This window comes from Bordetella avium (assembly GCF_034424645.1).
GTDB lineage: Bacteria > Pseudomonadota > Gammaproteobacteria > Burkholderiales > Burkholderiaceae_B > Bordetella > Bordetella avium.
In genome coordinates this window covers 811,144-835,161 of sequence record NZ_CP139969.1, presented here as the reverse complement: position 1 = coordinate 835,161, position 24,018 = coordinate 811,144, and the positions used below count along the sequence as shown (strand labels likewise).

Sequence of the window (24,018 nt, the reverse complement as noted above, 5' to 3'; positions counted from 1 at the left end):
GGATAAGCTGCCATGCCGACTGCCACACCGCTAGACCCTGATGGCAAGGGATTAGGCCTTTTTCCTGAGGGCGCCATCACCGCCCAGGCCGCGGGCCTGGGCTGGAATTTGCTGAGGGAAGAGGTCAGCTTGCCTGTGGCCGTGCTCTATGAAAGCCGTGTGCGCCACAATCTGCGCTGGATGCAGCAGTTCATGGAGGCCTATCAGGTCAAGCTGGCGCCGCATGGCAAGACGACGATGAGCCCGGCGCTCTTCGCCCGCCAGATCGAGGCCGGCGCCTGGGGCATCACCCTGGCGACGGCGCCACAAACGCTTGCCGCCTATCATCACGGCGTACGCCGCGTGATCATGGCGAATCAGCTCGTCGGCCGCGCCAATATGGCCATCATCGCGCAGTTGCTGCGCGACCCCGGATTCACCTTCTGTTGCCTAGTGGATTCTGCTGCCAATGCCGCCCAGTTGGGCGCCTATTTTCAGGAAAGGCGTTTACGCCTGCCGGTGCTGCTGGAACTGGGCGTGGCGGGCGGCCGGACAGGGGTGCGCGACGATGCGCGGGCCCAGGAAGTGCTGGCCGAAATCGAGCGCTGGCCCGCCTCGCTCGCCCTGGCCGGCGTGGAAATTTATGAGGGTGTGCTTCAGGAAGAGCCTGCCATTCGCGCCTTTGCACGCCGCGCCGCCGACACCTTGCGCGGGCTGGCCGCCGCAGGCCGTCTACGCGATGACGGCCCGGCCATCATTACCGGCGCGGGCTCGGCCTGGTTCGATGTGGTGGCCCAGGAATTCTCGGAACTGGATATCGGCCAGGCGTTGGATATCGTGCTGCGTCCGGGCTGCTATCTGAGCCATGACATAGGCATCTACCGCAGCGCCGCCGAGCGCATTGCCACGCATGACCCGATAGCCCGGAGGCTGGAGCCCGGCCTGCAAGCGGCGCTACAAGTGTGGGCCTATGTGCAATCTTTACCCGAACCGGGCCTGGCCATTATTGGCCTGGGCAAGCGGGACGCGGCCTTCGACGCCGGGCTGCCCGCGCCGGACCGCCATTTCCGGCCCGGCGCCAGCGCGCCACAAGATACGCCCGGGCACTGGAAGCTCACCGCCATGATGGATCAGCACGCTTTCATGTCCGTCGGGACGCAGGACGATATTGCCGTGGGCGACATGATCGCTTTCGGCATTTCTCATCCCTGCCTGACCTTTGACAAGTGGCGCCAGATTCTGCTGCTGGATGACAGCTTCAACGTGACAGGGGTCGCGCCCACCTATTTCTGACCGGTGGCCGACGCCCTACTGAACGACATGGCTGCGGGCGCCGATCAGATCGCAAGCCAGCCTGGCCCGAGCATCGCCACGATCTCGCGCTTTACCCGTTCGGCAGACCGCGCCGGCAGGCAGGAATGGAAACGGCTCTGGCCCAGGCTAGCGCCGTCGGTGAGCACTTTCTGGACCCTGCTGCGCAGGAAGGCCCCTTCTAGGCCCCGTCTACGCCCGTTCTCCGGCCAGAAAAAAGCCTGCGTGTTATCGCAGGCTGTTGGATGCTAGCGCAGGCGCTTACATTTTCACGACATCCACCCCTGACGGCGCGGTGAAATGAAACTCGGCGGCAGGCAGCTTGGGGTTGGCCTGAATGTTGCTGAGGTCGACCCGCGTGGTTTGCCCAAAGGCGTCGAGCAACTCGACGCGGGCGGGCAGATCGCCATTCATGGCGATATCGACCTGAGAAAAACCCGCGTCGGCGTTACGCGGCTTGGCCCGCAACCATTGCAGGCCGTCCCGGTCGGGCAGCGGGCTGACATGGAAAGCCTTATCAAGATCGCCCGAACCGAAGAGGATGGCGGCGGGTGAGGTGCCAATGGCCTGATCCACCTTGCGCTCGGTAACCTGGGCAAGGTCCGGGTCATATTGATAGACCTGCTTACCATCGGAAATGACCAATTGCTCGTAAGGCCGCGCCACCGCCCACTTAAATTTGCCCGGCCGCTGGAAGGCGAAAGAACCGCTTTGCGCGGGTTGGGTGCGGCCCTGCGGACCGACCGTGGACTGGGTGAAATCGCCTGTTGCGCTCTGCACCTTGGCGACAAAAGCCTTAAGCTGATCCTGAGCGCCATCGGCCAGCGCCAGCGCAGGGGCCAAAGCCAGCAGCGCAATGGCGCTCAGGCGGGAAATCACATAACGAGTCATCAAGCCTCCTCTCGGGCAGGCACCAGGATTTCCCGGTTGCCATTGGATTGCATGGCAGACACCATACCCGATTGCTCCATCTGTTCAAGTAAGCGCGCCGCCCGGTTGTAACCAATCCGCAAATGGCGTTGCACCAGGGAAATCGAGGCCCGGCGGTGTTTGAGCACCACTTCGCAAGCCTGATCGTACATGGGGTCGGATTCGTTATCCGCCATGCCGGTCACGCTGCTGACGCCCTCGCCGGTCTCGCCTTCGGCACCACCTTCCAGCAGGCCTTCGACATAATTGGGTTCGCCCTGGCTGCGCAGGTACTCCACCACGCGATGCACTTCATCGTCGTGCACAAAAGCGCCGTGCACACGCACCGGCAAACCGGTGCCCGGCGGCATGTAGAGCATATCGCCCTGACCCAGCAGGGTTTCGGCGCCCATCTGGTCAAGAATGGTGCGCGAATCAATTTTGGAAGAAACCTGGAAGGCGATACGGGTCGGGATATTGGCCTTGATCAGCCCGGTGATCACGTCCACGCTGGGGCGCTGCGTGGCCAGCACCAGATGAATGCCGGCGGCGCGGGCTTTCTGGGCCAGGCGCGCGATGAGTTCTTCGATCTTCTTGCCGACCACCATCATCAGGTCCGCCAGCTCGTCGATGACCACCACGATATGGGGCAAAGGAGCGAGCGGCTCGGGTGCGTCGGGGGTTAGCGAGAAGGGATTCGGTATCGGCTCTTCTCGCTTGATGGCGTCGCGGATCTTGCTGTTATAGCCAGCCAGATTGCGCACCCCCATCTTGCTCATGAGGCGATAGCGCTTTTCCATTTCGCCCACGCACCAGTTCAACGCATTGGCAGCCTGCCGCATATCGGTCACGACGGGCGACAGCAGGTGGGGAATGCCTTCATACACGCTCATTTCGAGCATCTTGGGGTCAATCAGGATGACGCGGGTCTGCGAGGCATCGGCCTTATACAGCAGCGAGAGAATCATGGCATTGATCCCCACCGATTTGCCCGAGCCTGTCGTACCTGCCACCAGCAGGTGCGGCATCTTGGCCAGATCGGCCACCACGGGATTACCGGCGATGTCTTTGCCCAATGCCATCGTCAGCACCGAACTGCTGGCATGATAGGTCTGCGAGCCGAGAATCTCGGAAAGCTTGACCATCTGGCGGCGCGGGTTCGGCAATTCCAGCCCCATCAGGTTTTTGCCGGGGATGGTTTCGACCACGCGAATGCTGACCAGACTCAACGCACGCGCCAGATCTTTCGCCAGGTTGACGATCTGGCTGCCTTTCACGCCGGTTGCGGGTTCGATTTCGTAACGGGTGATCACCGGCCCGGCCTGAGCCGCCACCACCGTGACCGACACACCGAAATCCGCCAGTTTTTTCTCAATGAGACGAGAGGTGAACTCTATAGTTTCGGCGGATACGGTTTCTTGGTTGGGCGGTGGCATATCCAGCAGGCTGATGGCGGGCAGATCCCCCTCGCTGGCCGGCGGCAGGAATAGCGCTTGCTGCTTTTCTTTTTCGACGCGGTCTGAGCGCGGCACTACGGTAATAGCGGGCTCGATGCGCACGGGTTGCTCATGAACCAGTTTTTCCTGCTTGGCGGCAACCTGCTCGGTTCGCTCGGTCTTGGCCACCTCCCCTACACGGCGGTCTTCACGCGCGGTGTAAGAATCTCGCAGTTTGCGCAGCAGGCTCTCTATCCAGCCGCCCACGCGCTCGGCGATCTGTAGCCAGGAAAAAGAGAAGAAGAGCGACAGACCAATCGCAATCATCGCGAGCAGAATCAGCGTACTGCCCGTAAACCCCACCGCCAGTTTGAGTTGAGCTGCCAGCATCTGTCCGATGACACCCCCGGCGCCGCTGGCGCCGTCAGTGCCGCCAGGCAGATGCATACCCCAGGATTGCAGACGCAAGGCCTCCAGGCCAAGCGACCCTATCAGCAACAGGGCAAAGCCGATGCCCTGCTCCCAACGGACTCTGGGCAGCAGATCGGCTGGCTTGTCATTGGCGGCGCGCAGATTCGAAGCCAGGCGGTGATAGCCCGCCCGCACCCGATGCAGCAGCAGCACGACCCACCACCAGGCAGAGAAACCAAACAGATAGAGGAGGATGTCGGCCAGATAGGCGCCCAGGGCACCGCCCTTGTTATGCAGGCTGTCGCTGGAAACAGAATGTGACCATCCCGGATCAGCAGGACTCCAGGTAATCAGTACCAGCGTCAGCCAGGCGGCCAAAGCGGCAAAGAGAATCCAGCGGGCCTCACGCAGCAGGGCGGAAATCCGCGATTGCAGGGGAGACGGCCCGTTACGGGTGTTGCGCGATGCGCGCGGGGAGACATTGCGGGGCATGCGCCTCATTATAATTGGGTGTCACCTTAAGAATAGCCGCCATGTCCACACACGCCAAAGTTCTCATTCTCGGTTCCGGCCCCGCCGGTTACACCGCAGCGGTTTACGCCGCCCGCGCCAACCTCAAGCCGCTGCTGGTCACCGGCCTGGCCCAGGGCGGCCAGCTCATGACCACCACTGAGGTGGACAACTGGCCGGCCGACGTCGACGGCGTCCAGGGTCCGGCCCTGATGGAGCGCTTCCAAAAACACGCCGAGCGCTTCAACACCGAAATCGTCTTCGATCACATCGCCAAGGTGGACCTCTCGCAGCGCCCTTTCACCCTGACGGGCGACACGGGCAATGTGTACACCTGCGATGCGCTGATTATCGCCACGGGCGCTTCGGCCAAATACCTCGGTCTGCCCTCTGAAGAAAAATTCATGGGGCGCGGCGTCTCGGGCTGCGCCACCTGCGACGGTTTCTTTTACCGCAACCAGGACGTGGTGGTGATCGGCGGCGGCAACACGGCCGTCGAAGAAGCGCTCTATCTGTCGAACATCTGCCGTAAGGTCACCCTGATTCACCGGCGCGACAAATTCCGCGCCGAGCCCATCTTGGTCGACAAACTGATGGACAAAGTCCAGAACGGCAATATGGAATTGCGCGTTTTCAGCACCCTCGAAGAAGTGCTGGGTGACGACAGCGGCGTGACGGGCGTGCGCATTCGCAACGTCGAAACCGGCGCCACCGAAGATTTGGCCGCGCTGGGCTGCTTCGTGGCCATCGGCCATCAGCCCAACACCGGCATCTTCGAAGGCCAACTCGACATGAAAGACGGCTATATCGTCACCAAGAGCGGCCTGAATGGTCTGGCCACCATGACCTCCGTGCCTGGCGTATTCGCCGCCGGCGACGTGCAGGATCATATTTACCGCCAGGCTATCACCAGCGCCGGCACCGGCTGCATGGCCGCCCTGGACGCACAACGGTGGCTGGAGAATGCGGGGAACTAAGCTTGGTCTGGCCGACCTCAAAACGCTGCAAAAAAACGTCCAGGCACGACAGGCCGAACAGGAGCGGCGCGAGCGCGAGGCGCAAGCCGAACGTGCGCGTGCGGCCACGCCAGATGACGTGACCGCCTTTCGCCGGGCGATGGCGCATGCCACGCCCATGAAAGCCGCCCCCAAGGCTCTGCACCCAAAGCGGGTGGAAATTTCTCCCGCCATCGCTCAGCGCCGCGCCTCGGCAACGGGCGAGACGCCCTCACGCGCCGATCAGGGGGTCTCTGACGGCGGCGACATCGCGCCGCTACTGTCCGAGAACGGCACGGCCTTCGTGCGCCACGATGCAGCCCCCGATACGGCGCGCAATCTCAAGCGCGGCCAGTGGCGCGTCGGCGCAGAGCTGGATCTGCACGGCTTGCGCGTGGAGCAGGCCCGCCACGCCGTGATTTCTTTCCTGAACGAGTGCCTGGAACATGGCATCCGTTGCCTGCGCATCGTGCATGGCAAGGGCTATGGCTCTCAGGGGCTGGAGCCGGTGCTCAAGGACAAGGTGCGCACCTGGCTGGTGCAAAAGGCCGAGGTGATGGCTTTTTCCGAAGCGGCCGAACGCGAGGGAGGCGCCGGCGTGCTGCTCGTCCTGATGCGTGGCGAGGCTCGCCAATGAAGTGGTTATATCTGGCGCTCGCCATCGGCTTTGAAATCATCGCCACCAGCGCGCTCAAGGCCAGCGACGGGTTTTCCCGTCTGCTGCCCTCGATCATCACCGTGGCAGGCTATATGGTTTCCTTCTACTGCCTGTCGCTCACGCTACGCGAATTGCCGGTCGGCATCGCCTATGCCGTCTGGTCAGGCGTGGGGATCGTGGCCATTTCCCTGATCGGGGTCTTCTTTTTTCAGCAGACGCTGGATCTTGCGGCCATGGTCGGCATCGCGCTGATCGTCGCAGGGGTCATCGTGATGAACGTTTTTTCGAAATCGGTGGCTCACTGACGCCTTAGCGGTGCTCAGGTTCGCGCAGATACTCGACCAACGCCAGGGTGTTGCCATCCGGTCGCGGCGTCAGCCATGACACGACGATAATCGTCAGGAAAGCGGCAGGGGCGCCGAACACGCCTGCCGCGATAGGCTGAATCCCCCACCATAGTTGCACCGGCTCGGCGCGGGCCACGCCAAATACCCATTCCCGCAACCAGGGGTGGGTATGGGCCATATAGGCAAAGGTAGTCAACACGCCCACCACCATGCCCAGGGTGGCGCCCCATTTATTGGCACGCCGCCAGAACACACCCATGACCAGCGCCGGGAAGAAAGAGGATGCGGCGAAGGAAAATGCCGCCGACACCATGAACAGAATATCGGCTGGCTTACGGGCGGCGACCCAGGCCGCCGCGAAGGCCACCAGCAGCAGAAGTATTTTGGACACCATGACGCGGCGTGCCGCTGACATGCGCGGCGACACTACCCGGAACCACATGTCATGCGAGGCCGAGTTCGACAGCGTCAGCAGCAGGCCATCGGCCGTGGAAAGCGCCGCGGCCAGCCCGCCTGCGGCCACCAGGCCCGAAATCACATAAGGCAGACCGCCGATCTCCGGCATGGCCAGCACGACGACATCCGCCCCCATGCTGATCTCGGCAGCCTGGACAATGCCGTCGCGATTGACGTCAAACACCTGCAACAGGTTGGCATCCACCGCGCTCCAGGCATGAACCCAGTTCGGCAGGCTAAGAAAACTCGACCCCACGACCTGGGTATAGATTTCATATTTGACCAGCAAGGCCAGCGACGGTGCCATGAAGTAGAGCAGCAGAATGAATAACAGCGACCAGCCCACGGAGCGCCGCGCCTCGGATACGGAAGGGGTGGTGTAAGAACGCATCAGAATATGCGGCATGCCCGCCGTGCCCAACATCAGACATAACACCAGCGCCAGAAAGTTGATCCGCATGTTCTCGCGGGCACTGGAGTCTTCCGAGGGATAGGGTTCGGCATGGGGTATGGGCGGCGCAGCCCGCGCCTCGAAGATGTCTCGCGCCTGCGACCAGAGGGTGCGGGCCTCCTCCACGCTGGCCGGATAGGCGGCCAGCTCCCGTTCCAGAGAGCGAATCTCGACCATGGGCGCGTCGCTGACGTCCATCTGGCTCAGACGGGTGCGTAGGTTTTCCTTCTCACTCAACCAGGACTGTGGCAGTCCCTGCAAACGGCCTTCCATTTCACGGGCACGGTCGGCCCAAAGCTGGCGCACCCCGATTTCATCAGCATCGATGCGCAGCGCTTTTTCTTTTTCTGTGATTTCCTGCAAAAGCGTGGCGGCGGAAAACTGCGGCAAGGGCGCATCCGTGTGCTTGACCGAGAGCCAGACTACCGGCACGAGATAGGCGATCACCAGAATGATGTACTGCCCTACCTGCGTCCAGGTGACCGCACGCATCCCCCCCAGAAAAGAACAGACCAGCATGCCCCCTAGGGCCACGAAAATACCCAACTCGAACGAAATGCCGGTCATGCGGGTGGTGATGATGCCCACGCCGTAAATCTGCGCCACCAGATAGGTGAACGAACACAACACCGCGCATACCACGCCGGTCATGCGCGCCAGGTTGCCGCCATAGCGCGCGCCTAGAAAATCGGGGATGGTGTATTGACCGAACTTGCGCAGATAGGGCGCAAGCAGCAAGGCAAGCAATACAAAGCCGCCGGTCCAGCCCATGATGTAGGCCAGACCGCCATAGCCAGTGAGATAAAGCGTACCAGCAACGCCGATAAAGGAGGCGACCGACATCCAGTCGGCCGCCGTCGCCATGCCGTTATAGATGGCAGGCACGCGCCGTCCGGCGACGTAATACTCGACCTGATCAGAAGTACGGCAAACGATGCCTATACCGGCATACAGACTGACCGTAAACAGCAGGAACACATAACCGATCCAGGCGCGCGGCATACCCAGCACTTCGGCCAACGCCAGCAAAAGCACCAGGAGCAGGAAGCCCGCCGTGTAACTGAGATAGATCCAGCGCAGCCTTCGCTTGAACTGCTGCGGCGTCGCACCTGAGAACGGCATCAGGGCTTCCGGCGGGCGCGCGCATCGGCGCGGTTCATGACGACAGCATAGACGACGATGATGACCAGATAAGCCACGGGCGCGCCATGCGCTGCCATCCAAAAGGCGAAGGGCCACCCAAGAAAATCAAAGTTCAGCTCGCGCGCGAAATAGGCGGGAACGAAGGTCAATGCCACCCAAATAGCCAACAACAGGCTGATCCACCGCAGATTGCGGCGCCAATAAGGCTTGGGAGTCTGTGGCATCGTGTTCGTCCTGGTGGCGCAGGCGCGCGTCTTTAAGCGACAACGGCCAGCACCAAGGTGCCAGCCGTCGCGCATTTACTTTTTATTTTTGGTACTGCTTTATTTTTTTACCGGTGCCGCCGGTTTATGTTGCCCATGCAGGGCATGTCTCCTCACCTGCATGGGACGGAATTCTGCACCAGATACGGGCTTGTCACACTAGGGGAATGCCCTAAGACAGCGCATTTATTTCGATATAACGCGCACCAAACCAGTGCATATCATGACAAAGCGCTGAATTTCCCACCTTTCCCCCCCTCTGCCTCCCCTAGGCCCGTCCCCGCAAGCCCGAACTGCTGCCATGCCCCACCCTGATGCACGCCCCAGGCCTGCGCAGCATTGGGGGGCATTTTTACACCGCGTTTACACCCCCGCCCCAAAGCTTTATCCCGTTTTTACCCCTCCTTTCGTAACCTGCCGGCCATACCCCGACCGGGGTCAATTCGGGCGCGTTCGCGCGCCGGGAGTACGAAAGTGGATTTCTTTTATCTCGTCTCGCTGGGTCTGTTCGCGGTCCTGACCTGGGGGCTGATCCTTTTCTGCGCCGCGCTCAACAAGGGAGAGCGCTCATGAACTGGCTTTACCTGATCAGTGGCGGCGTGGCGGCCCTGCTGTGCGTTTATCTGCTGATCGCACTATTCAAACCGGAGAAATTCTGATGGATAGCCAATTCTTCGGTCTGCTCGTCTTTTATCTGGCAATCCTCCTGATCCTGGCTCCTTTTTTGGGCCGTTACATCCGTCGCGCCATGGAGGATGAGCACTATGCGGCTACCGCCTGGGGCCGCTGGCTGGAACGCCTCATGTACCGTCTGTCCGGTGTCAATCCGGCAGCGGAAATGACTTGGCGCCAATATGCCGTGGCCGTGCTGATTTTTAGCGTACTGGGCTTTATCGCGGTCTACGCCTTGCAACGCTTACAAGGCTTTCTGCCGCTGAATCCTGTTGGCCTGGGCGCGGTGTCTCCAGACTCGGCCTTCAACACGGCCATCAGCTTCGTCAGCAACACCAACTGGCAGGGCTACTCGCCCGAGTCCACCATGAGCTATCTGACCCAGATGCTGGCGCTCACGGTGCAAAACTTTCTGTCGGCTGCCGTCGGCATGTCCGTGCTGTTCGCTCTGATCCGCGGCTTCGCCCGACATGGCTGCGCCACGGTGGGTAATTTCTGGGTCGATGCGACGCGCGCCACGCTTTATGTGCTGCTGCCGCTGGCGCTGGCCCTGGCGCTGGCCCTGGTCAGCCAGGGCGTGATCCAGAACACGGCGGCCTATCAGGAAGTCACCACACTGCAAGCACAGTCTTACGAACAAGCCCGTCTGGACAGCACGGGGCAGCCCATGATGGATGCTGCCGGCAAGCCGCTTACTGAAACCCTTGTCATACAAACGCAAACACTGGCCATGGGCCCGACCGCCTCGCAAGAGGCGATCAAGCTCCTGGGCATCAATGGCGGCGGCTTTTTCAACGCCAACTCGGCCCACCCCTACGAAAACCCGACAGGCCTGTCGAACCTGCTGGAAATGCTGGCCATCCTGATCATCCCGGCCGCCCTGTGCTTTACCTTTGGCGAGATGGTCGGCGACCGGCGCCAGGGCGTGGCCATACTGGCCGCCATGACCTTATTGTTCGTCAGCCTGGCCTGGCTGACGCAAAACGCCGAGCAAGCCCTGACGCCAGCGCTTAGCCACCTATCGGCGGATGGCTTGCTGGGCAATATGGAAGGCAAGGAAAGCCGCTTCGGCGTCGCCGCCTCGGCCCTGTTCGCGGTCGTCACCACAGCAGCGTCCTGCGGCGCGGTCAACACCATGCACGACTCGCTGTCGGCGATGGGCGGGCTGGGACCCATGCTTCTCATGCAGTTAGGAGAGGTAGTGTTCGGCGGCGTGGGTTCGGGTCTGTACGGCATGCTGGCTTTTGCCTTGCTGGGCGTGTTTATCGCCGGCCTCATGATCGGTCGCACCCCTGAGTATCTGGGTAAGAAAATCGAAGCCTTCGACATGAAAATGGTGTCGATCGCCATTCTCGTCACGCCCTTCTTGGTGCTGGCGGGTACCGCGCTCGCCGTCAGCGTGCCGCAAGGCCTGGCCGGCATGCTCAATCCTGGCGCACACGGCTTCTCTGAAGTGCTGTACGCGCTCTCATCGGCCGCCAACAACAACGGTAGCGCCTTTGCCGGTTTGTCGAGCAACACCCCCTTCTACAACAGCTTGCTGGGTCTGGCGATGTGGTTCGGCCGCTTTCTCGTCATTGTGGCGATTCTCGCCCTGGCCGGCTCCCTGGCAGGGAAAAGACGCCTGGCGCAAAGCTCGGGCAGCATGCCAACCACCGGCCCGCTATTCATCGTGCTGTTGATTGGAACGGTGCTGCTGGTGGGTGCCCTCACCTACGTTCCCGCCCTGGCGCTGGGCCCCGTTGCTGAACACCTGCAAGCCCGCCCCTGATTTCGTTGGACTGTTCATCATGCAAAAATCAACTGACTTGGCCAGCGGACATAGTGCGAGCGCGCTGACGCGCGATAGCCTCTGGTCTCGCAAGCTCGTCCAGACCGCCTTGCTGGACTGCCTGCGCAAACTCTCGCCCACTGCGCAATGGCGCAACCCCGTGATGTTCGTGGTCTACGTGGGCAGCATTCTGTGCACCGCCCTGTGGGTGTTGGCGCTGGCGGGACACGCTGACGCGCCAGCGGGCTTCATCTTCGCGGTGGCCTCTTGGCTGTGGTTTACCGTGCTGTTCGCCAACTTCGCCGAAGCGCTGGCCGAGGGTCGGGGCAAGCAGCAGGCCGCCACGCTGCGCGGCCTGCGCACCACCATTGAAGCACGCGCCTTGCGCAACTGGCGCGACGACGATGCCCGTCACCCCGATGTGCAGGCCTGGCGCGAGACCGCTACGATGCGTCCGTCCGGCGATTTGCGCCGTGGCGACGTGGTGCTCATCCTGCCGGGCGACACCGTGCCCGGCGACGGCCAGGTTATCGCCGGCATTGCCTCGGTAGACGAAAGCGCCATCACCGGCGAATCGGCGCCTGTCATCCGTGAATCGGGCGGCGACTTCTGCTCCGTCACAGGCGGCACTCGCGTGCTGTCTGATTGGATCGTGGTCCGCATCGCCGCCAATCCGGGCGAGAGCTTTCTGGACCGCATGATCTCGATGGTCGAAGGCGCCAAGCGCCAGAAGACCCCTAACGAGCTGGCCCTGACCATTCTGCTGGTCGGGCTGACGCTGGTGTTCCTGCTGGTCGTGGTGACGCTGTTGCCCTTCTCGGTTTACTCGGTGAGCGCCAACGGCTCAGGCAGCGCCGTATCGGTGACCGTGCTGGTGGCCCTGCTGGTCTGCCTGATTCCGACCACGATCGGCGGCCTGCTGTCAGCCATCGGTGTGGCGGGCATGAGCCGCATGATGCAAGCCAATGTGATCGCCACCTCGGGGCGCGCGGTGGAAGCGGCCGGCGACGTGGACGTGCTGCTGCTCGACAAGACTGGCACCATCACCTTCGGCAACCGTCAGGCATCGGCTTTCAACGCCGCACCGGGCGTGGCAGAGCGCGACCTGGCTCAGGCCGCCCGCTGGGCCTCGGAGGCCGATGAAACACCAGAAGGCCGCAGCATCGTCATGCTGGCCGAACGCCTGTTCGGCATACGCGCCGCCAACCTGGATAGCGCCGTATTCGTACCGTTTACGGCGCAAACCCGCATGAGCGGTGTTGATCTGAGCGATGGCCGCCAGGTCCGCAAGGGCGCAGTAAGCGCTATCGCCGCCTGGCTGCGGGAACAGGGCTCGGATTTGCCAAGCGCCATCGCGCGCGCCGCCGATGACATCGCTCGCCGGGGCAGCACCCCGCTGGTCGTGGCCGAGAATGGACGCGCACTGGGCGCCATCGAGCTGAAAGACATCGTCAAACCGGAAATCCAGCCGCGCTTTGCCGAACTGCGCCGCATGGACATTAAAACCGTGATGATCACGGGCGACAACAAATTGACGGCGGCCTCCATCGCGGCCGAGGCCGGCGTCGATGACTATCTGGCCGAAGCCACGCCTGAGGCCAAACTCAAGCTGATCCGCGCCTATCAGGCCGAGGGCCGGCTGGTGGCCATGACCGGCGACGGCACAAACGATGCGCCCGCCCTGGCCCAAGCCGACGTCGCCGTCGCCATGAACTCGGGCACCCAAGCCGCCAAAGAGGCGGGCAATATGGTGGACCTGGACTCCAACCCCACCAAACTGATCGAGATCGTGGAAATCGGCAAACAGATGCTGATGACGCGCGGCGCCCTCACCACGTTCAGTATGTCCAACGACGTGGCCAAGTACTTCGCGATTATTCCGGCGGCCTTCACCAGCGTCTATCCGCAGTTGGGTCTGCTCAATTTGATGGCGCTCACGACGCCCGCCTCGGCCATTATGTCCGCAGTGATTTTCAATGCACTCATCATCGTGCTGCTGATTCCGCTGGCCCTGCGCGGCGTGCGCTATCGCCCTCTGGGCGCGGCCACACTGCTGCGCCGCAACCTGCTTATCTACGGACTGGGCGGGCTGATCGTGCCTTTCGCCGGCATCAAGCTCATCGACATGGTGCTGGCCGCGCTCGGCTGGGTCTGAGCCTCATCGGAGACTGTTATGCAAACCAAGACTATCCCCCTTGTTCGTCCGGCGCTCATGCTGTTCATCGCCTTATCCCTGATCACGGGCCTGCTCTATCCCTTTGTCACCACGGGGCTGGCGCAGCTGCTCTTCCCCTCACAGGCCGCAGGCTCCCTGATCGAACGCAACGGCAAAATCGTGGGCTCGCAACTGATAGGCCAGCACTTCAGCGAGCCGCGCTATTTCTGGGGCCGTCCGTCGGCCACCGCCCCGATGGCCTACAACGGGGTGTCCAGCGGCGGCTCCAACCTGGGCCCGACCAACCCGGCGCTGGCCGAGGCGGCGCGCGCCCGCGCCCAGGCCCTGCATCAGGCAGACCCGGACAATAAGGCGCCGATTCCAGTAGATCTGCTCACGGCCTCAGGCAGCGGACTGGACCCCCACATCAGCCCCGAGGCCGCACGCTACCAGGCGGCCCGCGTCGCACGCGAACGCGGCCTGCCCCTGGAGCGGGTACAAGCTCTGATCGACCGTCACATCGAACAGCCAGGGCTAGCCATTCTGGGCCAGCCCGTGGTCAATGTACTGGCGCTGAATTTGGCGCTGGACGACGGCGTATAGTAGGCGTATCGCCTCGTGCCGCACTCTTTCCCGGCCTCCATGACCGTCCCTGGCGCCAACCGCCCCGACCCCGACCTTCTGCTGCATACGCTAGACCAGGCCGCAGCAGCCGCACGCCGGGGCCGCCTGCGCATTTACTTCGGCGCCTCGGCAGGCGTGGGCAAGACCTACGCCATGCTGGCCGGCGCCCGCGCTCAGATCGCGCAAGGCGTTCAGGTGCTGGCCGGGGTCATCGAAACCCACGGCCGCAAGGAAACACAGCAACTCTTGGATGGCCTGCCGCTGCTGCCCCCCAAAACGCTGGCCTATCGCGGACATGTGCTGCGCGAATTCGATCTGGAAGGCGCCCTGCAACGCCGCCCCGCGCTCCTTTTGCTCGATGAACTGGCGCATAGCAATGCGCCAGGCTCTCGCCACGCCAAACGCTGGCAGGATGTGCAAGACTTGCTGCATGCCGGCATCGATGTCTGGACCACGCTGAATGTCCAGCACCTCGACAGCCTGAACGAGGCCGTGGGCGGCATCACCGGCGTGCGCGTCTGGGAGACCGTGCCCGACGATATTTTCGATCAGGCCGACGAAATCATACTGGTCGATCTGTCGGCCGATGAGCTGCTGCGCCGCCTCAAGGACGGCAAGGTCTATGTGCCGGACCAGGCGCGTCATGCCACCCATCATTTTTTCCGCAAGGGCAACCTCATCGCGCTGCGCGAACTGGCTCTGCGGCGAACGGCGGATCATGTCGACGACGACGTTCAAGCTTACCGCCGCGATGCCGCCATCCAGCCAGTGTGGCGCACACGGGAAACCGTAGCAGCCTGCATCGGCCCGGATGCCGACGCCGCGCATGTCGTGCGCAATGCACACCGTCTGGCGCAACAACTGGACTGCGAGTGGCACGTCATCACCATCGAAGGCCTGAACATACGTCCTGGACAGCCGCACGGCGGCCTGGAGCAGGCCCTGGCGCTGGCTGAGACGCTTGGCGCGCACGCCGAAATTCTGGCGGGCGCCGACAGGGTGGAAGCGGCAGCCCGCTACGCCCGCCGGCACAACGTCACCAAGATGGTGGTGGGTCGCGGGCAGGCAAGACGCAGGCTCGCCCCCCAGCTGGACCGCCTGCTCGCGCCCGGCTGGCTGTGGCAGCGGCACAGCTTCGCCGATGAGCTTGCCCGTGCCTGTCCTGATATCGACATTCTGCGCGTAGCCGCTCCCGCCCACGCACCGGTAGCGCCAGTGCAACACGATCCGCTGACCGCCTCCGGCTCAAGACAGGCCGCCACGCCCGCGCCGCGCCGCTGGCCCGACTATGGCTGGGCGCTGGCCTATTGCCTGTTCGCCACCGCTGTGTCAAAGCTGGCCTTCCCTTTGCTGCACCAGACCAATATCGTGATGTTCTACCTGCTGGCCGTCGTCGGCGTAGCCTTGCGCCACGGGCGCGGGCCGGCAGCGCTGGCGTCAGTGATCAGCGTCGGGCTGTTTGACTACTTCTTCGTTCAGCCGATTTCTTCTTTCGCCGTTTCGGACGTGCAATATCTGCTGACCTTCGCCGTACTGCTCGGTGTAGGCCTGTTGATCGGCCAGCTTACCGCCGGCCTGCACGCACAGGCCGAAACATCGGTCAAACGCGAGGCTGACGCCCGCGCTCTGTACGAATTCGCACGCGAACTCTCATCCGCCCTCTTACCCGAACAGATCGTGCAGGCTGCCGACACGTTTTTAAAGGCTGCCTTCGACGCCGATAGCGCGCTTTATATTCTCGGCATGGACGATCGTCTGCAACTGGCGGCAACACCGCCTCCCTCAATGGCTGCGCCCGAACCCTCATTAGCGCAGTGGGTGCAGGATCACGGGCAGGCCGCGGGCGCGGGCACCGCCACGCTGTCTAACAGCCCCTTGCTGTACGTGCCGCTGGCCGCCCCCATGCGCGTGCGCGGCGTGCTGGTGCTGCAAACCTCGCATCCGATCGCCAGCGCACCGGCGTCGTGGCGTCAAGTGCAGGCCTACGCCACCCTGATCGCCATCGGCCTAGAACGCCTGCACTATGTAGAAGTCGCGCAGCATGCCCTGCTCAATGTCGAGTCCGAAAAACTGCGCAACTCGCTGCTGGCTGCGGTTTCGCATGATCTGCGCACACCCTTGACCGGCCTGATCGGCATGACCGAAACCCTGGCCAGCAGCGCCACCGACGCCGCCGTTCAGGAGCAGGCCAACGCCATTCGCGACCAAGCGCGACGCATGCATCGGATGGTGGTCAATCTCTTGGATATGGCACGCCTGCAAAGCCAAGGCACACCGCTCAAGCGCGAATGGCAGTCCGTCGAGGAGCTGGCCGGCGCCGCGCTGGCCAATATGCGCGAGACCTTGCGGGGCCATCAGGTAAGGGTGTTGCCGCTGTCCGAGCTGCCGCTGGTCGAATGCGACGGCATGCTCATCGAACGGGTGTTTTGCAATCTGCTGGAAAACGCGGCGAAATACAGCCCGGAAGGCGGAACCATCACGCTCGAAGGGCGCGTCAGCGATGACGCGCTGCAAGTGAGCGTGAGCGATCAGGGCCCTGGCGTGGCGCCCGGCAGCGAGGATAGGATATTTCAGAAATTCACACGCGGAGAAAGAGAGTCCGCGCTGCCCGGCGTCGGGCTAGGCCTGTCGGTTTGCCGTGCCATTGTTCAAGCCCATCAGGGCCGTATCTGGGTCGAACCGGCACCTGGCGGCCAGGGCGCGCGCTTCATCTTCGAGCTTCCACTGGGCCAGCCGCCCACCATCGACCACGAGCTTTCCTGAAAACCATGTTCGACTATCAACCCACAGTGCTGATCGTTGAAGACGACCCGCATATCCGGCGTTTCGTCAGACAAGCATTGGAATCCGAAGGCTGCGCCGTCTTCGAGACCGAAACAGTGCAACGCGGCCTGATCGAGGCAGGCACCCGCCAGCCCGACGCCATCGTGCTGGACCTGGGCCTGCCTGACGAAGACGGCATGACCCTGCTGCGCAACCTGCGCGCCTGGACTGAAGTGCCGGTGCTAGTGTTGTCGGCGCGGACCGAAGAGAGCGACAAAATCAACGCGCTGGACGCCGGCGCCGACGATTATCTGAGCAAACCCTTTGGCGTGGGCGAGCTGCTGGCGCGGCTGCGTGTGCTGTTGCGGCGCCATGCTCGCGGCGGCGCCGGGCAGGCGGCGGACACCCAATTCGGCGATGTGCACGTCGATCTGGCCCGCCGCTTGGTCACCCGCGCCGGGCAAGCTGTGCATCTGACGCCGATGGAATATCGTCTGCTCGTCGCCCTGCTGTCGCGGCGCGGCAAGGTGGTCACGCACCGCGAACTGCTGCGCGAGGTCTGGGGCCCTTCGCACGTCGAGAGCAGCCACTACCTGCGTATTTATATGGGGCATTTGCGCCAGAAGCTGGAGGCCGACCCCGCGCAGCCTCAATACCTGCTGACCGAAGTCGGCGTCGGCTATCGCTACGCGGGCTGAACCGCCACTTCTTTTGCACGGTCTTTGCGCCGGCGGGCTGATTTCATACGCGGCCTTTACGCGCCTTTTCCTAGAGTGTCGCATTCCACAACGCGTCACTCAGGAGATTATCGATGCCGCGCGCCCTCGCTTGTTTTGCCACGCTTGCCCTGTTGACCCTGCCGCTGCCCTCGCCAGCCGCCCCGGAACAAGACAGCCTCTCCGTCAATATTGGCCTGGCGTCGCAATACCGCTATCGCGGCCTTATGCAGACCAACAACCGGCCCGCCGTTTCGGGCGGTGTGGACTATCAACTCGCCAATGGCCTGTACATCGGCAACTGGAATTCCAGCATCAGCTGGTTGAACGATAGCAACCCACAGGTCAGCGCCCCGATAGAAATGGACTTCTATGGCGGCTACAAAGGCGAGCTGACCACCGATATGCCCTTTGACATCGGTGTCATGCAGTACTACTACCCCGGTGACTACCCTTCTGGCTACACCCGCCCGAATACGACCGAGCTCTATGCGGGCCTGGGCTATGGCCCGTTGTTTTTCAAGTATTCGCACAGCCTCAGCAATCTGTTCGGCTTTGCCGGTACGCAGCACAGTCAGTACTTCGATCTGAGCGCAAACGTCCCTCTGGGCTTTTGGGGGCTGACCGTAAACGCGCATGCCGGCTATCAGTATGTGCGCAATCTGGACCAGGGCTCTTACTGGGACTGGAAGCTGGGTCTGACCAAGGATTTCGGCCAGGGCTGGAGCGCACAGCTTGCCTATGTGGACACCAATGCCAATCGCGCCGTCTACACCAACAGCCATGGCCGCGACATGGGCCGCGGCGGCGCCGTGCTGAGCGTCAGCCGTAGTTTCTGAGCTTGATGGCATTTTTACGCCGGGCTGGGCGCTTTATGCACGACGTTTATGCCAGCCTTCCTATAGTGAAGCCGTGTTCCACTCTTTTGTGACCATCATGGCTACCCACTCCCCCCGCTTGCTGATTCGTGTCGAAAGCCCCCAGCTTCCCCTGCTGCGCGCCACGTTGCGCCGATGCGGCGCCCCCCGGGCGGACTATCGTCTGGTCGAACACGGCGCGCGCATTGGTATTGCGCTGGCCGCGCAGGATCGCTCGCGGATGGACATGCTGATGACAGGCATCATGCGCCTCATCCCACGCGCCGAATTCGGCCTGCTTTCCTGAGCGTGGGCACCATGAACAACACCATTGAAGGTATCTGGCTTCCCCTGATCACCCCCTTGCGCGGCAGCCGCGTAAACCTGGAAGCGCTGCAAGCGCTAGGCCGCCACTACCGTGAAGCCGGACTCGACGGTCTGGTGCTATTCGGCTCGACGGGCGAAGGCAATCTGCTGCACATCCAGGAAAAAATCGATATGATCGCCGCCCTGCGCGCCGACCCGCAGTGCCTGCCGCTGATGTTCGGCGTGGGCGGCGTCGATACCCGAGGGGTAGCCGCCTCGATGCGCCGGCTGGAACGCTACGAGCCGGTGGCCTGGCTCACGCCGCCGCCTTACTACCTCTGCCCCAGCCAACAAGGTTTGCTCTGGCACTACCGTGAATTGTCCTGGGCCACGCACCGCCCCCTCATCGCCTACAACGTGCCTAAACGCACCGGCAGCGCGCTCACCGTGGCATCGCTGGAGCGTCTGGGCTCGCAATTGCCCAATATCGTGGGCGTGAAAGAATGTAACCCGGCCGCGCTGGCCGCCTTGCGCGAACGCGGAAGTCGCATACAAGCCATCTGCGGCGAAGACATGGCCCTGCTGGATCATTGGCGAGGTGGCGGCCACACTGCGATTGCGGCCAGCGCTCATCTATTCCCGCGCCTGCATGTGCGCATGCGAAACCTGGCCCTGGCAGGCGACCACACCGCCGCCAGCGCCGCCTTCAGCGCGCTGCGGCATCTGATCCGGCTATTGTTCGCCGAACCCAACCCTGCCCCCATCAAAAAGGCTTTGGCATTACAGGGCTGGATAGAGGATGAGCTACGCCTGCCGATGATGCCGGCCAGCGAAGCGCTGGCCGACCGGCTGCGCAAGACGCTGGCCGGAATGGAGCAGGGGCCCGCCTGAGCGACGCACCTTACATATTGGCGATCATCTGCTGGCCGAAACCCGAGCAAGAAACCTGCACGGCGCCCGGCAACAGCCGGGCGAAGTCATACGTGACATGCTTGGACTGAATGGTTTTTTCCATGCTGGCGATGATCAGGTCGGCCGCCTCAAGCCAACCCATATGGCGCAGCATCATTTCGGCCGAGAGGATTTCAGAGCCCGGGTTGACGTAGTCTTTGCCGGCATACTTGGGCGCCGACCCATGCGTGGCCTCGAACATGGCGACGGAATCTGAGAGATTGCCGCCCGGCGCGATGCCGATACCCCCCACCTGCGCAGCGACCGCGTCGGAGATGTAATCGCCATTGAGGTTGAGCGTGGCGATGACATCGCACTCGGTCGGGCGCATCAAGACCTGCTGCAAGAAGGCATCGGCGATGCTGTCCCTGATCAGGATGTCGCGGCCCGTCTTGGGATTTTTAAATTTGCGCCAAGGGCCGTTGTCCACCAGTTGCGCACCGAACTCGCGTTCGGCCAGGGCGTAGCCCCAATCGCGAAAGCCCCCTTCGGTAAACTTCATGATGTTGCCCTTGTGCACCAGCGTGACCGAAGCACGGTCGTGGTCGACGGCGTACTGGATGGCCTTGCGCACCAGGCGCTCCGTGCCTTCGCGCGACACCGGCTTGACGCCGATGGAGGCGGTTCCGGGAAAACGGATCTGCGTGACCCCTAGCTCGTTTTGCAGGAAGGCGATCAGTTTGTTGGCCTCGGGCGTGCCGGCCATGTATTCAATGCCTGCATAGATGTCCTCCGAGTTTTCGCGAAAGAGCACCACATCGGTGTTCTGAGGTTCGCGCACGGGAGAAGGCACGCCCTTGAAATACCGCACCGGACGCACGCAGGCGTAAAGGTCTAATTGCTGGCGCAAGGCCACGTTCAGGGAACGCATGCCGCCGCCTACAGGGGTGGTGATCGGCCCCTTGATGGAAACGAGGTAATCCCGTACGACCTGCAGAGTTTCTTCCGGCAGCCAGGTGTCGCCGCCATAAACGCGCGTGGCCTTTTCACCAGCGTAGACTTCCATCCAGTGAATGCGCCGCTTGCCGCCATAGGCTTTTTCAACCGCCGCATTGACGACCTTCAGCATGACCGGCGTAATGTCAGCGCCGGTGCCGTCGCCCTCGATGTAGGGAATGATGACCTGATCGGGAACGTTCAGGCTGAGATCCGGATTGACCGTGATCTTCTGCCCCTCTGCGGGGACCTTGATGTGTTGGTACGGCATTGCTTGCTCCATTCTCCATTGACGCGCCGACCTGCCGGCGGCGCTGCGCTGGCGGCGAACATGGGCCTCATTCTATAGCGCAATCCTGGACCGGACCGCCAAGCCCCTGATGCCAAGCGTAAAATAAGGCCTGACTGGCCTTTTACTCTGGCGTAACGATGTTCAATCCCTCGCGCGATCAAGTTCGCGAATTCTTTATTGAAACCTGGCGCAAGCATCGCGCCAACGAGTTGCTCACACCGCTCGAGTCCATGGCGCTGGACTGGATGCTCGAACACCCCGAGTACCACGGCGATCTCGAAAGCCCCGAGGCCATGACCGCCGAATACCCAGTCGAAAAAGGCCGCACCAATCCTTTTTTGCATATGTCCATGCATCTGGCCATTGCGGAACAACTGTCGATCGACCATCCGCGCGGCATTCGCGACGCCTATCAACGCCTGGTGCGCCGCATGGACGCCCATCAGGCCGCGCACGAAATCATGGACTGCCTGGGGCAAGTGGTGTGGGAAGCCCAGCGTCTAGGCACGCCGCTGGACAGCGACGTCTACATCGATCTGATCCGCCAGCGCGCCGAGCGCTGAACCTGTCCCAAAGGCAGGAGGGCGGCCTGGGCATTTGTACGATAATTGTTGCAAACCCCGCCCGCCGCAGACCGGCCCAATGGCTGCGCCGCTCGTCCATACTGTAGATCCATGTCCCAGTCTCCTACCGCCGCAAGACCCGAACGTTTCGAAGGCACCGACCGCTACGTCGCCACCGATGACCTCAAGCTCGCCGTGAATGCGGCGCTGACCTTGCAGCGCCCGCTGCTCATCAAGGGCGAGCCGGGCACGGGCAAAACCATGCTGGCCGAAGAAGTGGCCCGCGCACTGGGCCGGCCCCTGCTGCAATGGCATATCAAATCGACCACCAAAGCCCATCAGGGCCTGTATGAATACGACGCCGTGTCGCGTCTGCGCGATTCGCAACTGGGCGACGAGAAAGTCCGCGACATCCGCAACTACATCGTGCAAGGCACGCTGTGGCAGGCTTTCCAGGCCGATGCGCCCGTAGTGCTGCTGATCGACGAGATCGACAAAGCCGACATCGAGTTTCCCAACGATTTGCTGCGCGAACTCGACCGCATGGAATTCCATGTCTACGAAACGCGCGAGACGATCGCAGCGCGCCACCGCCCCCTGGTCATCATCACGTCGAACAACGAAAAAGACCTGCCGGACGCCTTTTTGCGCCGCTGCTTCTTTCATTACATCCGCTTCCCCGAACGGGAAACCATGCGCGACATCGTCGCCACGCACTTCCCCCAGTTGCGCGAAGACGTGCTGCGCGCGGCGCTGGACACCTTCTTCGCCCTGCGCGAAGCGCCGGGCCTGAAGAAAAAACCCTCGACCTCCGAACTGCTGGACTGGCTGCGTCTTTTGCTGGCCGAAGACGTGGACGCCGACCGTATCAACGCCCACGGCGCGGTGCCCATTCTGGCGGGTGCGCTCTTGAAAAACGAACAAGACGTGCAGTTGCTGGACCGGCTGGCCGGCATCGCGCGGCAGCAACGGCGCTGACCGCCATGCTGACCGACTTTTTCTATCACCTGCGCGCGCACCGCCTGCCGGTGTCGGTCAATGAGTACCTGACCCTGCTCGAGGCCCTGCGCACCCAAGTCATGCCGCCGACGCTGGATGACTTCTATTTCCTGGCCCGCACCACGCTGGTCAAGGATGAAAGCCTGTTCGACCGCTATGACCAGGCTTTCGGCAGCTACTACAAGCAGATCGCTGCGGTGCTGCCTCCCGAGCAGGAAATCCCGCTGGATTGGCTCATCAAAGCCTTCGAAAAAAACCTGAGCGAGGAAGAAAAGGCGGCCATCCAGCAGCATGGCTGGGACAAGCTGATGGCGCTCTTCAAAGAGCGGCTGGCCGAGCAAAAAGAACGCCACGCCGGCGGTAGCAAATGGATAGGTACAGGCGGCAGCTCTCCCTTCGGCAACGGCGGCTACCATCCTGAAGGCATACGCGTCGGTGGCGAATCGGCCGGCCACCGAACAGCTGTGAAAGTATGGGAAATGCGCCAGTTCCGCGACTATGACGACCAGGTCGAGCTGGGTACGCGCAACTTCAAGGTGGCGTTGCGGCGGCTGCGGCGTTTCGCCCGCGAAGGGGCCGACCTAGAGCTAGACCTGGACGACACCATCGCCAGCACCGCGCGCAACGCCGGCCACCTCGATCTGCGGCTGCTTCCCGAACGCCGCAACAGCGTCAAGGTACTGATGCTGCTCGATGTGGGCGGCAGCATGGACGACCATATCGCACGCATCGAAGAGCTTTTTTCCGCAGCGCGCAGCGAGTTCCGCAATCTGGAAGTTTATTACTTCCATAACTGCCCCTACGAAACCCTCTGGCAGCAGAACACGCGCCGCCAGAGCGAGCGTTTCGATACCTGGGATGTATTGCGCAAGTACAACCCGGACTGGCGTCTCATCATGGTGGGCGACGCCACCATGAGCCCCTATGAAATCCTGCATCCGGGCGGCTCCGTCGAACACTACAACAAAGAGGCCGGCGCGGTCTGGATGCGGCGTCTGCTCGACGCCTGGCCCAAGGCCGTCTGGCTCAATCCCGAGCCTTCCGCCTATTGGCAATACCGTCAATCCATCGCGCTCATGCGGGACATCATGCAAGGCCGCATGTTCCCGGTGACCGTGGCCGGCCTGGAGCAGGCCATGCGCCTGCTCGCCAAGTAAGCCTGGCCCTCAGCCCGCGCGCACGGCCGGGCAGCCACGCCAGTTGATCTCGGCCATGTCGAGATCGAACAAATCGTTGGCCGCCACGCCGCGGGCGACTTCCATTTCCAGCACATGGCCTGAAAAACCGCAGGGCCGCACGCCCGGCTCGAGGTGGTAGCGTGCGCCATTCACATCCACCACATAGGTGACCGCATCATGGGTCAGAATCGCGACATAGCGCCCGTCTTCGCTGGCATAGGCATAACGAAAACTGCCGCGTAAAGAGGGCTCATTGGCGGCGCGGCCAAACAAAAACGAAAGGGCGCGGGTGACGGTATCAGTCAACATGGAAAAACTTCCTCCACAAGAGGGTGGCCCATGACGGCCACACAGCGCAATCAGGCA

22 protein-coding genes are annotated in these 24,018 nt (G+C 62.5%); 16 read left to right on the top strand and 6 right to left on the bottom strand.

The window, feature by feature from the left end; genetic code table 11:
* Positions 1-12 precede the first annotated feature (12 nt).
* Positions 13-1,272: an amino acid deaminase gene (locus U0029_RS03990; RefSeq protein WP_012418335.1), complete on the top strand. Its 1,260-nt coding sequence runs from the start codon at positions 13-15 to the stop codon at positions 1,270-1,272.
* Positions 1,273-1,551: 279 nt separating this feature from the next.
* Here the strand turns inward: U0029_RS03990 and lolA are convergent, their stop codons facing one another.
* Both lolA and U0029_RS03980 read right to left on the bottom strand, forming a co-directional pair.
* Positions 1,552-2,181, bottom strand: a complete 630-nt coding sequence (lolA, locus tag U0029_RS03985) for an outer membrane lipoprotein chaperone LolA (protein ID WP_012418336.1) — start codon at positions 2,179-2,181, stop codon at positions 1,552-1,554.
* Positions 2,181-4,538 (bottom strand): DNA translocase FtsK, encoded by a 2,358-nt coding sequence (locus U0029_RS03980; protein WP_114852258.1) that lies wholly within the window; start codon positions 4,536-4,538, stop codon positions 2,181-2,183. The genes lolA and U0029_RS03980 overlap by 1 nt, the downstream gene beginning before the upstream one ends.
* Before the next feature lie 41 nt (positions 4,539-4,579).
* Between U0029_RS03980 and trxB the strand changes: the two genes are divergently transcribed.
* Genes trxB through U0029_RS03965 form a run of 3 tightly spaced genes read left to right on the top strand, consistent with a single transcriptional unit; the run spans position 4,580 to position 6,514 of the window.
* Positions 4,580-5,533, top strand: coding sequence for a thioredoxin-disulfide reductase (trxB, locus tag U0029_RS03975; protein ID WP_012418338.1), 954 nt, complete (start codon positions 4,580-4,582; stop codon positions 5,531-5,533).
* Positions 5,520-6,188 (top strand): Smr/MutS family protein, encoded by a 669-nt coding sequence (locus tag U0029_RS03970; RefSeq protein ID WP_012418339.1) that lies wholly within the window; start codon positions 5,520-5,522, stop codon positions 6,186-6,188. The genes trxB and U0029_RS03970 overlap by 14 nt, the downstream gene beginning before the upstream one ends.
* Positions 6,185-6,514, top strand: coding sequence for a DMT family transporter (locus U0029_RS03965; RefSeq protein ID WP_012418340.1), 330 nt, complete (start codon positions 6,185-6,187; stop codon positions 6,512-6,514). The genes U0029_RS03970 and U0029_RS03965 overlap by 4 nt, the downstream gene beginning before the upstream one ends.
* 4 nt (positions 6,515-6,518) lie before the next feature.
* Here U0029_RS03965 and U0029_RS03960 read toward each other — a convergent pair whose 3' ends face one another.
* On the bottom strand, positions 6,519-8,585 hold the full coding sequence (locus U0029_RS03960; RefSeq protein ID WP_114852257.1) for a sodium:solute symporter family protein: 2,067 nt from the start codon (positions 8,583-8,585) through the stop codon (positions 6,519-6,521).
* Positions 8,585-8,830 (bottom strand): DUF4212 domain-containing protein, encoded by a 246-nt coding sequence (locus U0029_RS03955; protein WP_114852256.1) that lies wholly within the window; start codon positions 8,828-8,830, stop codon positions 8,585-8,587. Before U0029_RS03955 ends, U0029_RS03960 begins: the two co-directional genes overlap by 1 nt.
* 608 nt (positions 8,831-9,438) lie before the next feature.
* On the opposite strand from U0029_RS03955, the gene kdpF reads away from it, so the two are divergent.
* The 9 genes from kdpF to U0029_RS03910 all read left to right on the top strand — a co-directional run bounded on the left by kdpF (position 9,439) and on the right by U0029_RS03910 (position 19,624).
* A complete protein-coding gene (gene kdpF, locus U0029_RS03950; RefSeq protein ID WP_039051291.1) occupies positions 9,439-9,528 on the top strand; it encodes a K(+)-transporting ATPase subunit F in 90 nt (29 codons plus the stop codon).
* Complete coding sequence (kdpA, locus tag U0029_RS03945) at positions 9,528-11,312, top strand: potassium-transporting ATPase subunit KdpA (RefSeq protein ID WP_114852255.1); 1,785 nt, start codon at positions 9,528-9,530, stop codon at positions 11,310-11,312. The genes kdpF and kdpA overlap by 1 nt, the downstream gene beginning before the upstream one ends.
* Positions 11,313-11,331: 19 nt before the next feature.
* Positions 11,332-13,467, top strand: a complete 2,136-nt coding sequence (gene kdpB, locus U0029_RS03940; protein ID WP_114852355.1) for a potassium-transporting ATPase subunit KdpB — start codon at positions 11,332-11,334, stop codon at positions 13,465-13,467.
* 18 nt (positions 13,468-13,485) lie between these two features.
* Positions 13,486-14,070: a potassium-transporting ATPase subunit KdpC gene (gene kdpC, locus U0029_RS03935; RefSeq protein WP_012418345.1), complete on the top strand. Its 585-nt coding sequence runs from the start codon at positions 13,486-13,488 to the stop codon at positions 14,068-14,070.
* A gap of 39 nt (positions 14,071-14,109) precedes the next feature.
* Positions 14,110-16,854, top strand: a complete 2,745-nt coding sequence (locus U0029_RS03930; protein ID WP_114852254.1) for a DUF4118 domain-containing protein — start codon at positions 14,110-14,112, stop codon at positions 16,852-16,854.
* 5 nt (positions 16,855-16,859) lie between these two features.
* Positions 16,860-17,552, top strand: coding sequence for a two-component system response regulator KdpE (gene kdpE, locus U0029_RS03925; protein ID WP_012418347.1), 693 nt, complete (start codon positions 16,860-16,862; stop codon positions 17,550-17,552).
* A gap of 113 nt (positions 17,553-17,665) precedes the next feature.
* Positions 17,666-18,409 carry a TorF family putative porin gene (locus U0029_RS03920; protein ID WP_012418348.1) on the top strand — a complete coding sequence of 248 codons (744 nt, stop codon included), beginning with the start codon at positions 17,666-17,668 and terminating at the stop codon, positions 18,407-18,409.
* Positions 18,410-18,506: 97 nt separating this feature from the next.
* Positions 18,507-18,734: a hypothetical protein gene (locus U0029_RS03915; protein WP_115600675.1), complete on the top strand. Its 228-nt coding sequence runs from the start codon at positions 18,507-18,509 to the stop codon at positions 18,732-18,734.
* 11 nt (positions 18,735-18,745) lie between these two features.
* The gene (locus tag U0029_RS03910) at positions 18,746-19,624 is read left to right on the top strand and encodes a dihydrodipicolinate synthase family protein (protein ID WP_039051294.1); all 879 of its coding nucleotides are present in this window, start codon (positions 18,746-18,748) and stop codon (positions 19,622-19,624) included.
* Between the two features lie 10 nt (positions 19,625-19,634).
* Here U0029_RS03910 and icd read toward each other — a convergent pair whose 3' ends face one another.
* Positions 19,635-20,891 carry an NADP-dependent isocitrate dehydrogenase gene (gene icd, locus U0029_RS03905; RefSeq protein WP_012418351.1) on the bottom strand — a complete coding sequence of 419 codons (1,257 nt, stop codon included), beginning with the start codon at positions 20,889-20,891 and terminating at the stop codon, positions 19,635-19,637.
* 158 nt (positions 20,892-21,049) lie between these two features.
* On the opposite strand from icd, the gene U0029_RS03900 reads away from it, so the two are divergent.
* The 3 genes from U0029_RS03900 to U0029_RS03890 all read left to right on the top strand — a co-directional run bounded on the left by U0029_RS03900 (position 21,050) and on the right by U0029_RS03890 (position 23,631).
* Complete coding sequence (locus U0029_RS03900) at positions 21,050-21,475, top strand: DUF1841 family protein (protein ID WP_012418352.1); 426 nt, start codon at positions 21,050-21,052, stop codon at positions 21,473-21,475.
* Positions 21,476-21,586: 111 nt separating this feature from the next.
* A complete protein-coding gene (locus U0029_RS03895) occupies positions 21,587-22,453 on the top strand; it encodes an AAA family ATPase (protein WP_012418353.1) in 867 nt (288 codons plus the stop codon).
* Between the two features lie 5 nt (positions 22,454-22,458).
* Positions 22,459-23,631 carry a vWA domain-containing protein gene (locus U0029_RS03890; protein WP_012418354.1) on the top strand — a complete coding sequence of 391 codons (1,173 nt, stop codon included), beginning with the start codon at positions 22,459-22,461 and terminating at the stop codon, positions 23,629-23,631.
* Between the two features lie 9 nt (positions 23,632-23,640).
* Here U0029_RS03890 and U0029_RS03885 read toward each other — a convergent pair whose 3' ends face one another.
* The gene (locus tag U0029_RS03885) at positions 23,641-23,961 is read right to left on the bottom strand and encodes a hypothetical protein (protein WP_012418355.1); all 321 of its coding nucleotides are present in this window, start codon (positions 23,959-23,961) and stop codon (positions 23,641-23,643) included.
* Between the last annotated feature and the right edge of the window lie 57 nt (positions 23,962-24,018).

What these genes read in the sequence shown, in the direction of transcription:
- U0029_RS03990 (WP_012418335.1), top strand. Translation starts at nt 13, where the DNA reads ATGCCGACTGCCACACCGCTAGACCCTGATGGCAAGGGATTAGGCCTT.
- lolA (WP_012418336.1), bottom strand. Translation starts at nt 2,181, where the DNA reads ATGACTCGTTATGTGATTTCCCGCCTGAGCGCCATTGCGCTGCTGGCT.
- U0029_RS03980 (WP_114852258.1), bottom strand. Translation starts at nt 4,538, where the DNA reads ATGCCCCGCAATGTCTCCCCGCGCGCATCGCGCAACACCCGTAACGGG.
- trxB (WP_012418338.1), top strand. Translation starts at nt 4,580, where the DNA reads ATGTCCACACACGCCAAAGTTCTCATTCTCGGTTCCGGCCCCGCCGGT.
- U0029_RS03970 (WP_012418339.1), top strand. Translation starts at nt 5,520, where the DNA reads ATGCGGGGAACTAAGCTTGGTCTGGCCGACCTCAAAACGCTGCAAAAA.
- U0029_RS03965 (WP_012418340.1), top strand. Translation starts at nt 6,185, where the DNA reads ATGAAGTGGTTATATCTGGCGCTCGCCATCGGCTTTGAAATCATCGCC.
- U0029_RS03960 (WP_114852257.1), bottom strand. Translation starts at nt 8,585, where the DNA reads ATGCCGTTCTCAGGTGCGACGCCGCAGCAGTTCAAGCGAAGGCTGCGC.
- U0029_RS03955 (WP_114852256.1), bottom strand. Translation starts at nt 8,830, where the DNA reads ATGCCACAGACTCCCAAGCCTTATTGGCGCCGCAATCTGCGGTGGATC.
- kdpF (WP_039051291.1), top strand. Translation starts at nt 9,439, where the DNA reads ATGAACTGGCTTTACCTGATCAGTGGCGGCGTGGCGGCCCTGCTGTGC.
- kdpA (WP_114852255.1), top strand. Translation starts at nt 9,528, where the DNA reads ATGGATAGCCAATTCTTCGGTCTGCTCGTCTTTTATCTGGCAATCCTC.
- kdpB (WP_114852355.1), top strand. Translation starts at nt 11,332, where the DNA reads ATGCAAAAATCAACTGACTTGGCCAGCGGACATAGTGCGAGCGCGCTG.
- kdpC (WP_012418345.1), top strand. Translation starts at nt 13,486, where the DNA reads ATGCAAACCAAGACTATCCCCCTTGTTCGTCCGGCGCTCATGCTGTTC.
- U0029_RS03930 (WP_114852254.1), top strand. Translation starts at nt 14,110, where the DNA reads ATGACCGTCCCTGGCGCCAACCGCCCCGACCCCGACCTTCTGCTGCAT.
- kdpE (WP_012418347.1), top strand. Translation starts at nt 16,860, where the DNA reads ATGTTCGACTATCAACCCACAGTGCTGATCGTTGAAGACGACCCGCAT.
- U0029_RS03920 (WP_012418348.1), top strand. Translation starts at nt 17,666, where the DNA reads ATGCCGCGCGCCCTCGCTTGTTTTGCCACGCTTGCCCTGTTGACCCTG.
- U0029_RS03915 (WP_115600675.1), top strand. Translation starts at nt 18,507, where the DNA reads ATGGCTACCCACTCCCCCCGCTTGCTGATTCGTGTCGAAAGCCCCCAG.
- U0029_RS03910 (WP_039051294.1), top strand. Translation starts at nt 18,746, where the DNA reads ATGAACAACACCATTGAAGGTATCTGGCTTCCCCTGATCACCCCCTTG.
- icd (WP_012418351.1), bottom strand. Translation starts at nt 20,891, where the DNA reads ATGCCGTACCAACACATCAAGGTCCCCGCAGAGGGGCAGAAGATCACG.
- U0029_RS03900 (WP_012418352.1), top strand. Translation starts at nt 21,050, where the DNA reads ATGTTCAATCCCTCGCGCGATCAAGTTCGCGAATTCTTTATTGAAACC.
- U0029_RS03895 (WP_012418353.1), top strand. Translation starts at nt 21,587, where the DNA reads ATGTCCCAGTCTCCTACCGCCGCAAGACCCGAACGTTTCGAAGGCACC.
- U0029_RS03890 (WP_012418354.1), top strand. Translation starts at nt 22,459, where the DNA reads ATGCTGACCGACTTTTTCTATCACCTGCGCGCGCACCGCCTGCCGGTG.
- U0029_RS03885 (WP_012418355.1), bottom strand. Translation starts at nt 23,961, where the DNA reads ATGTTGACTGATACCGTCACCCGCGCCCTTTCGTTTTTGTTTGGCCGC.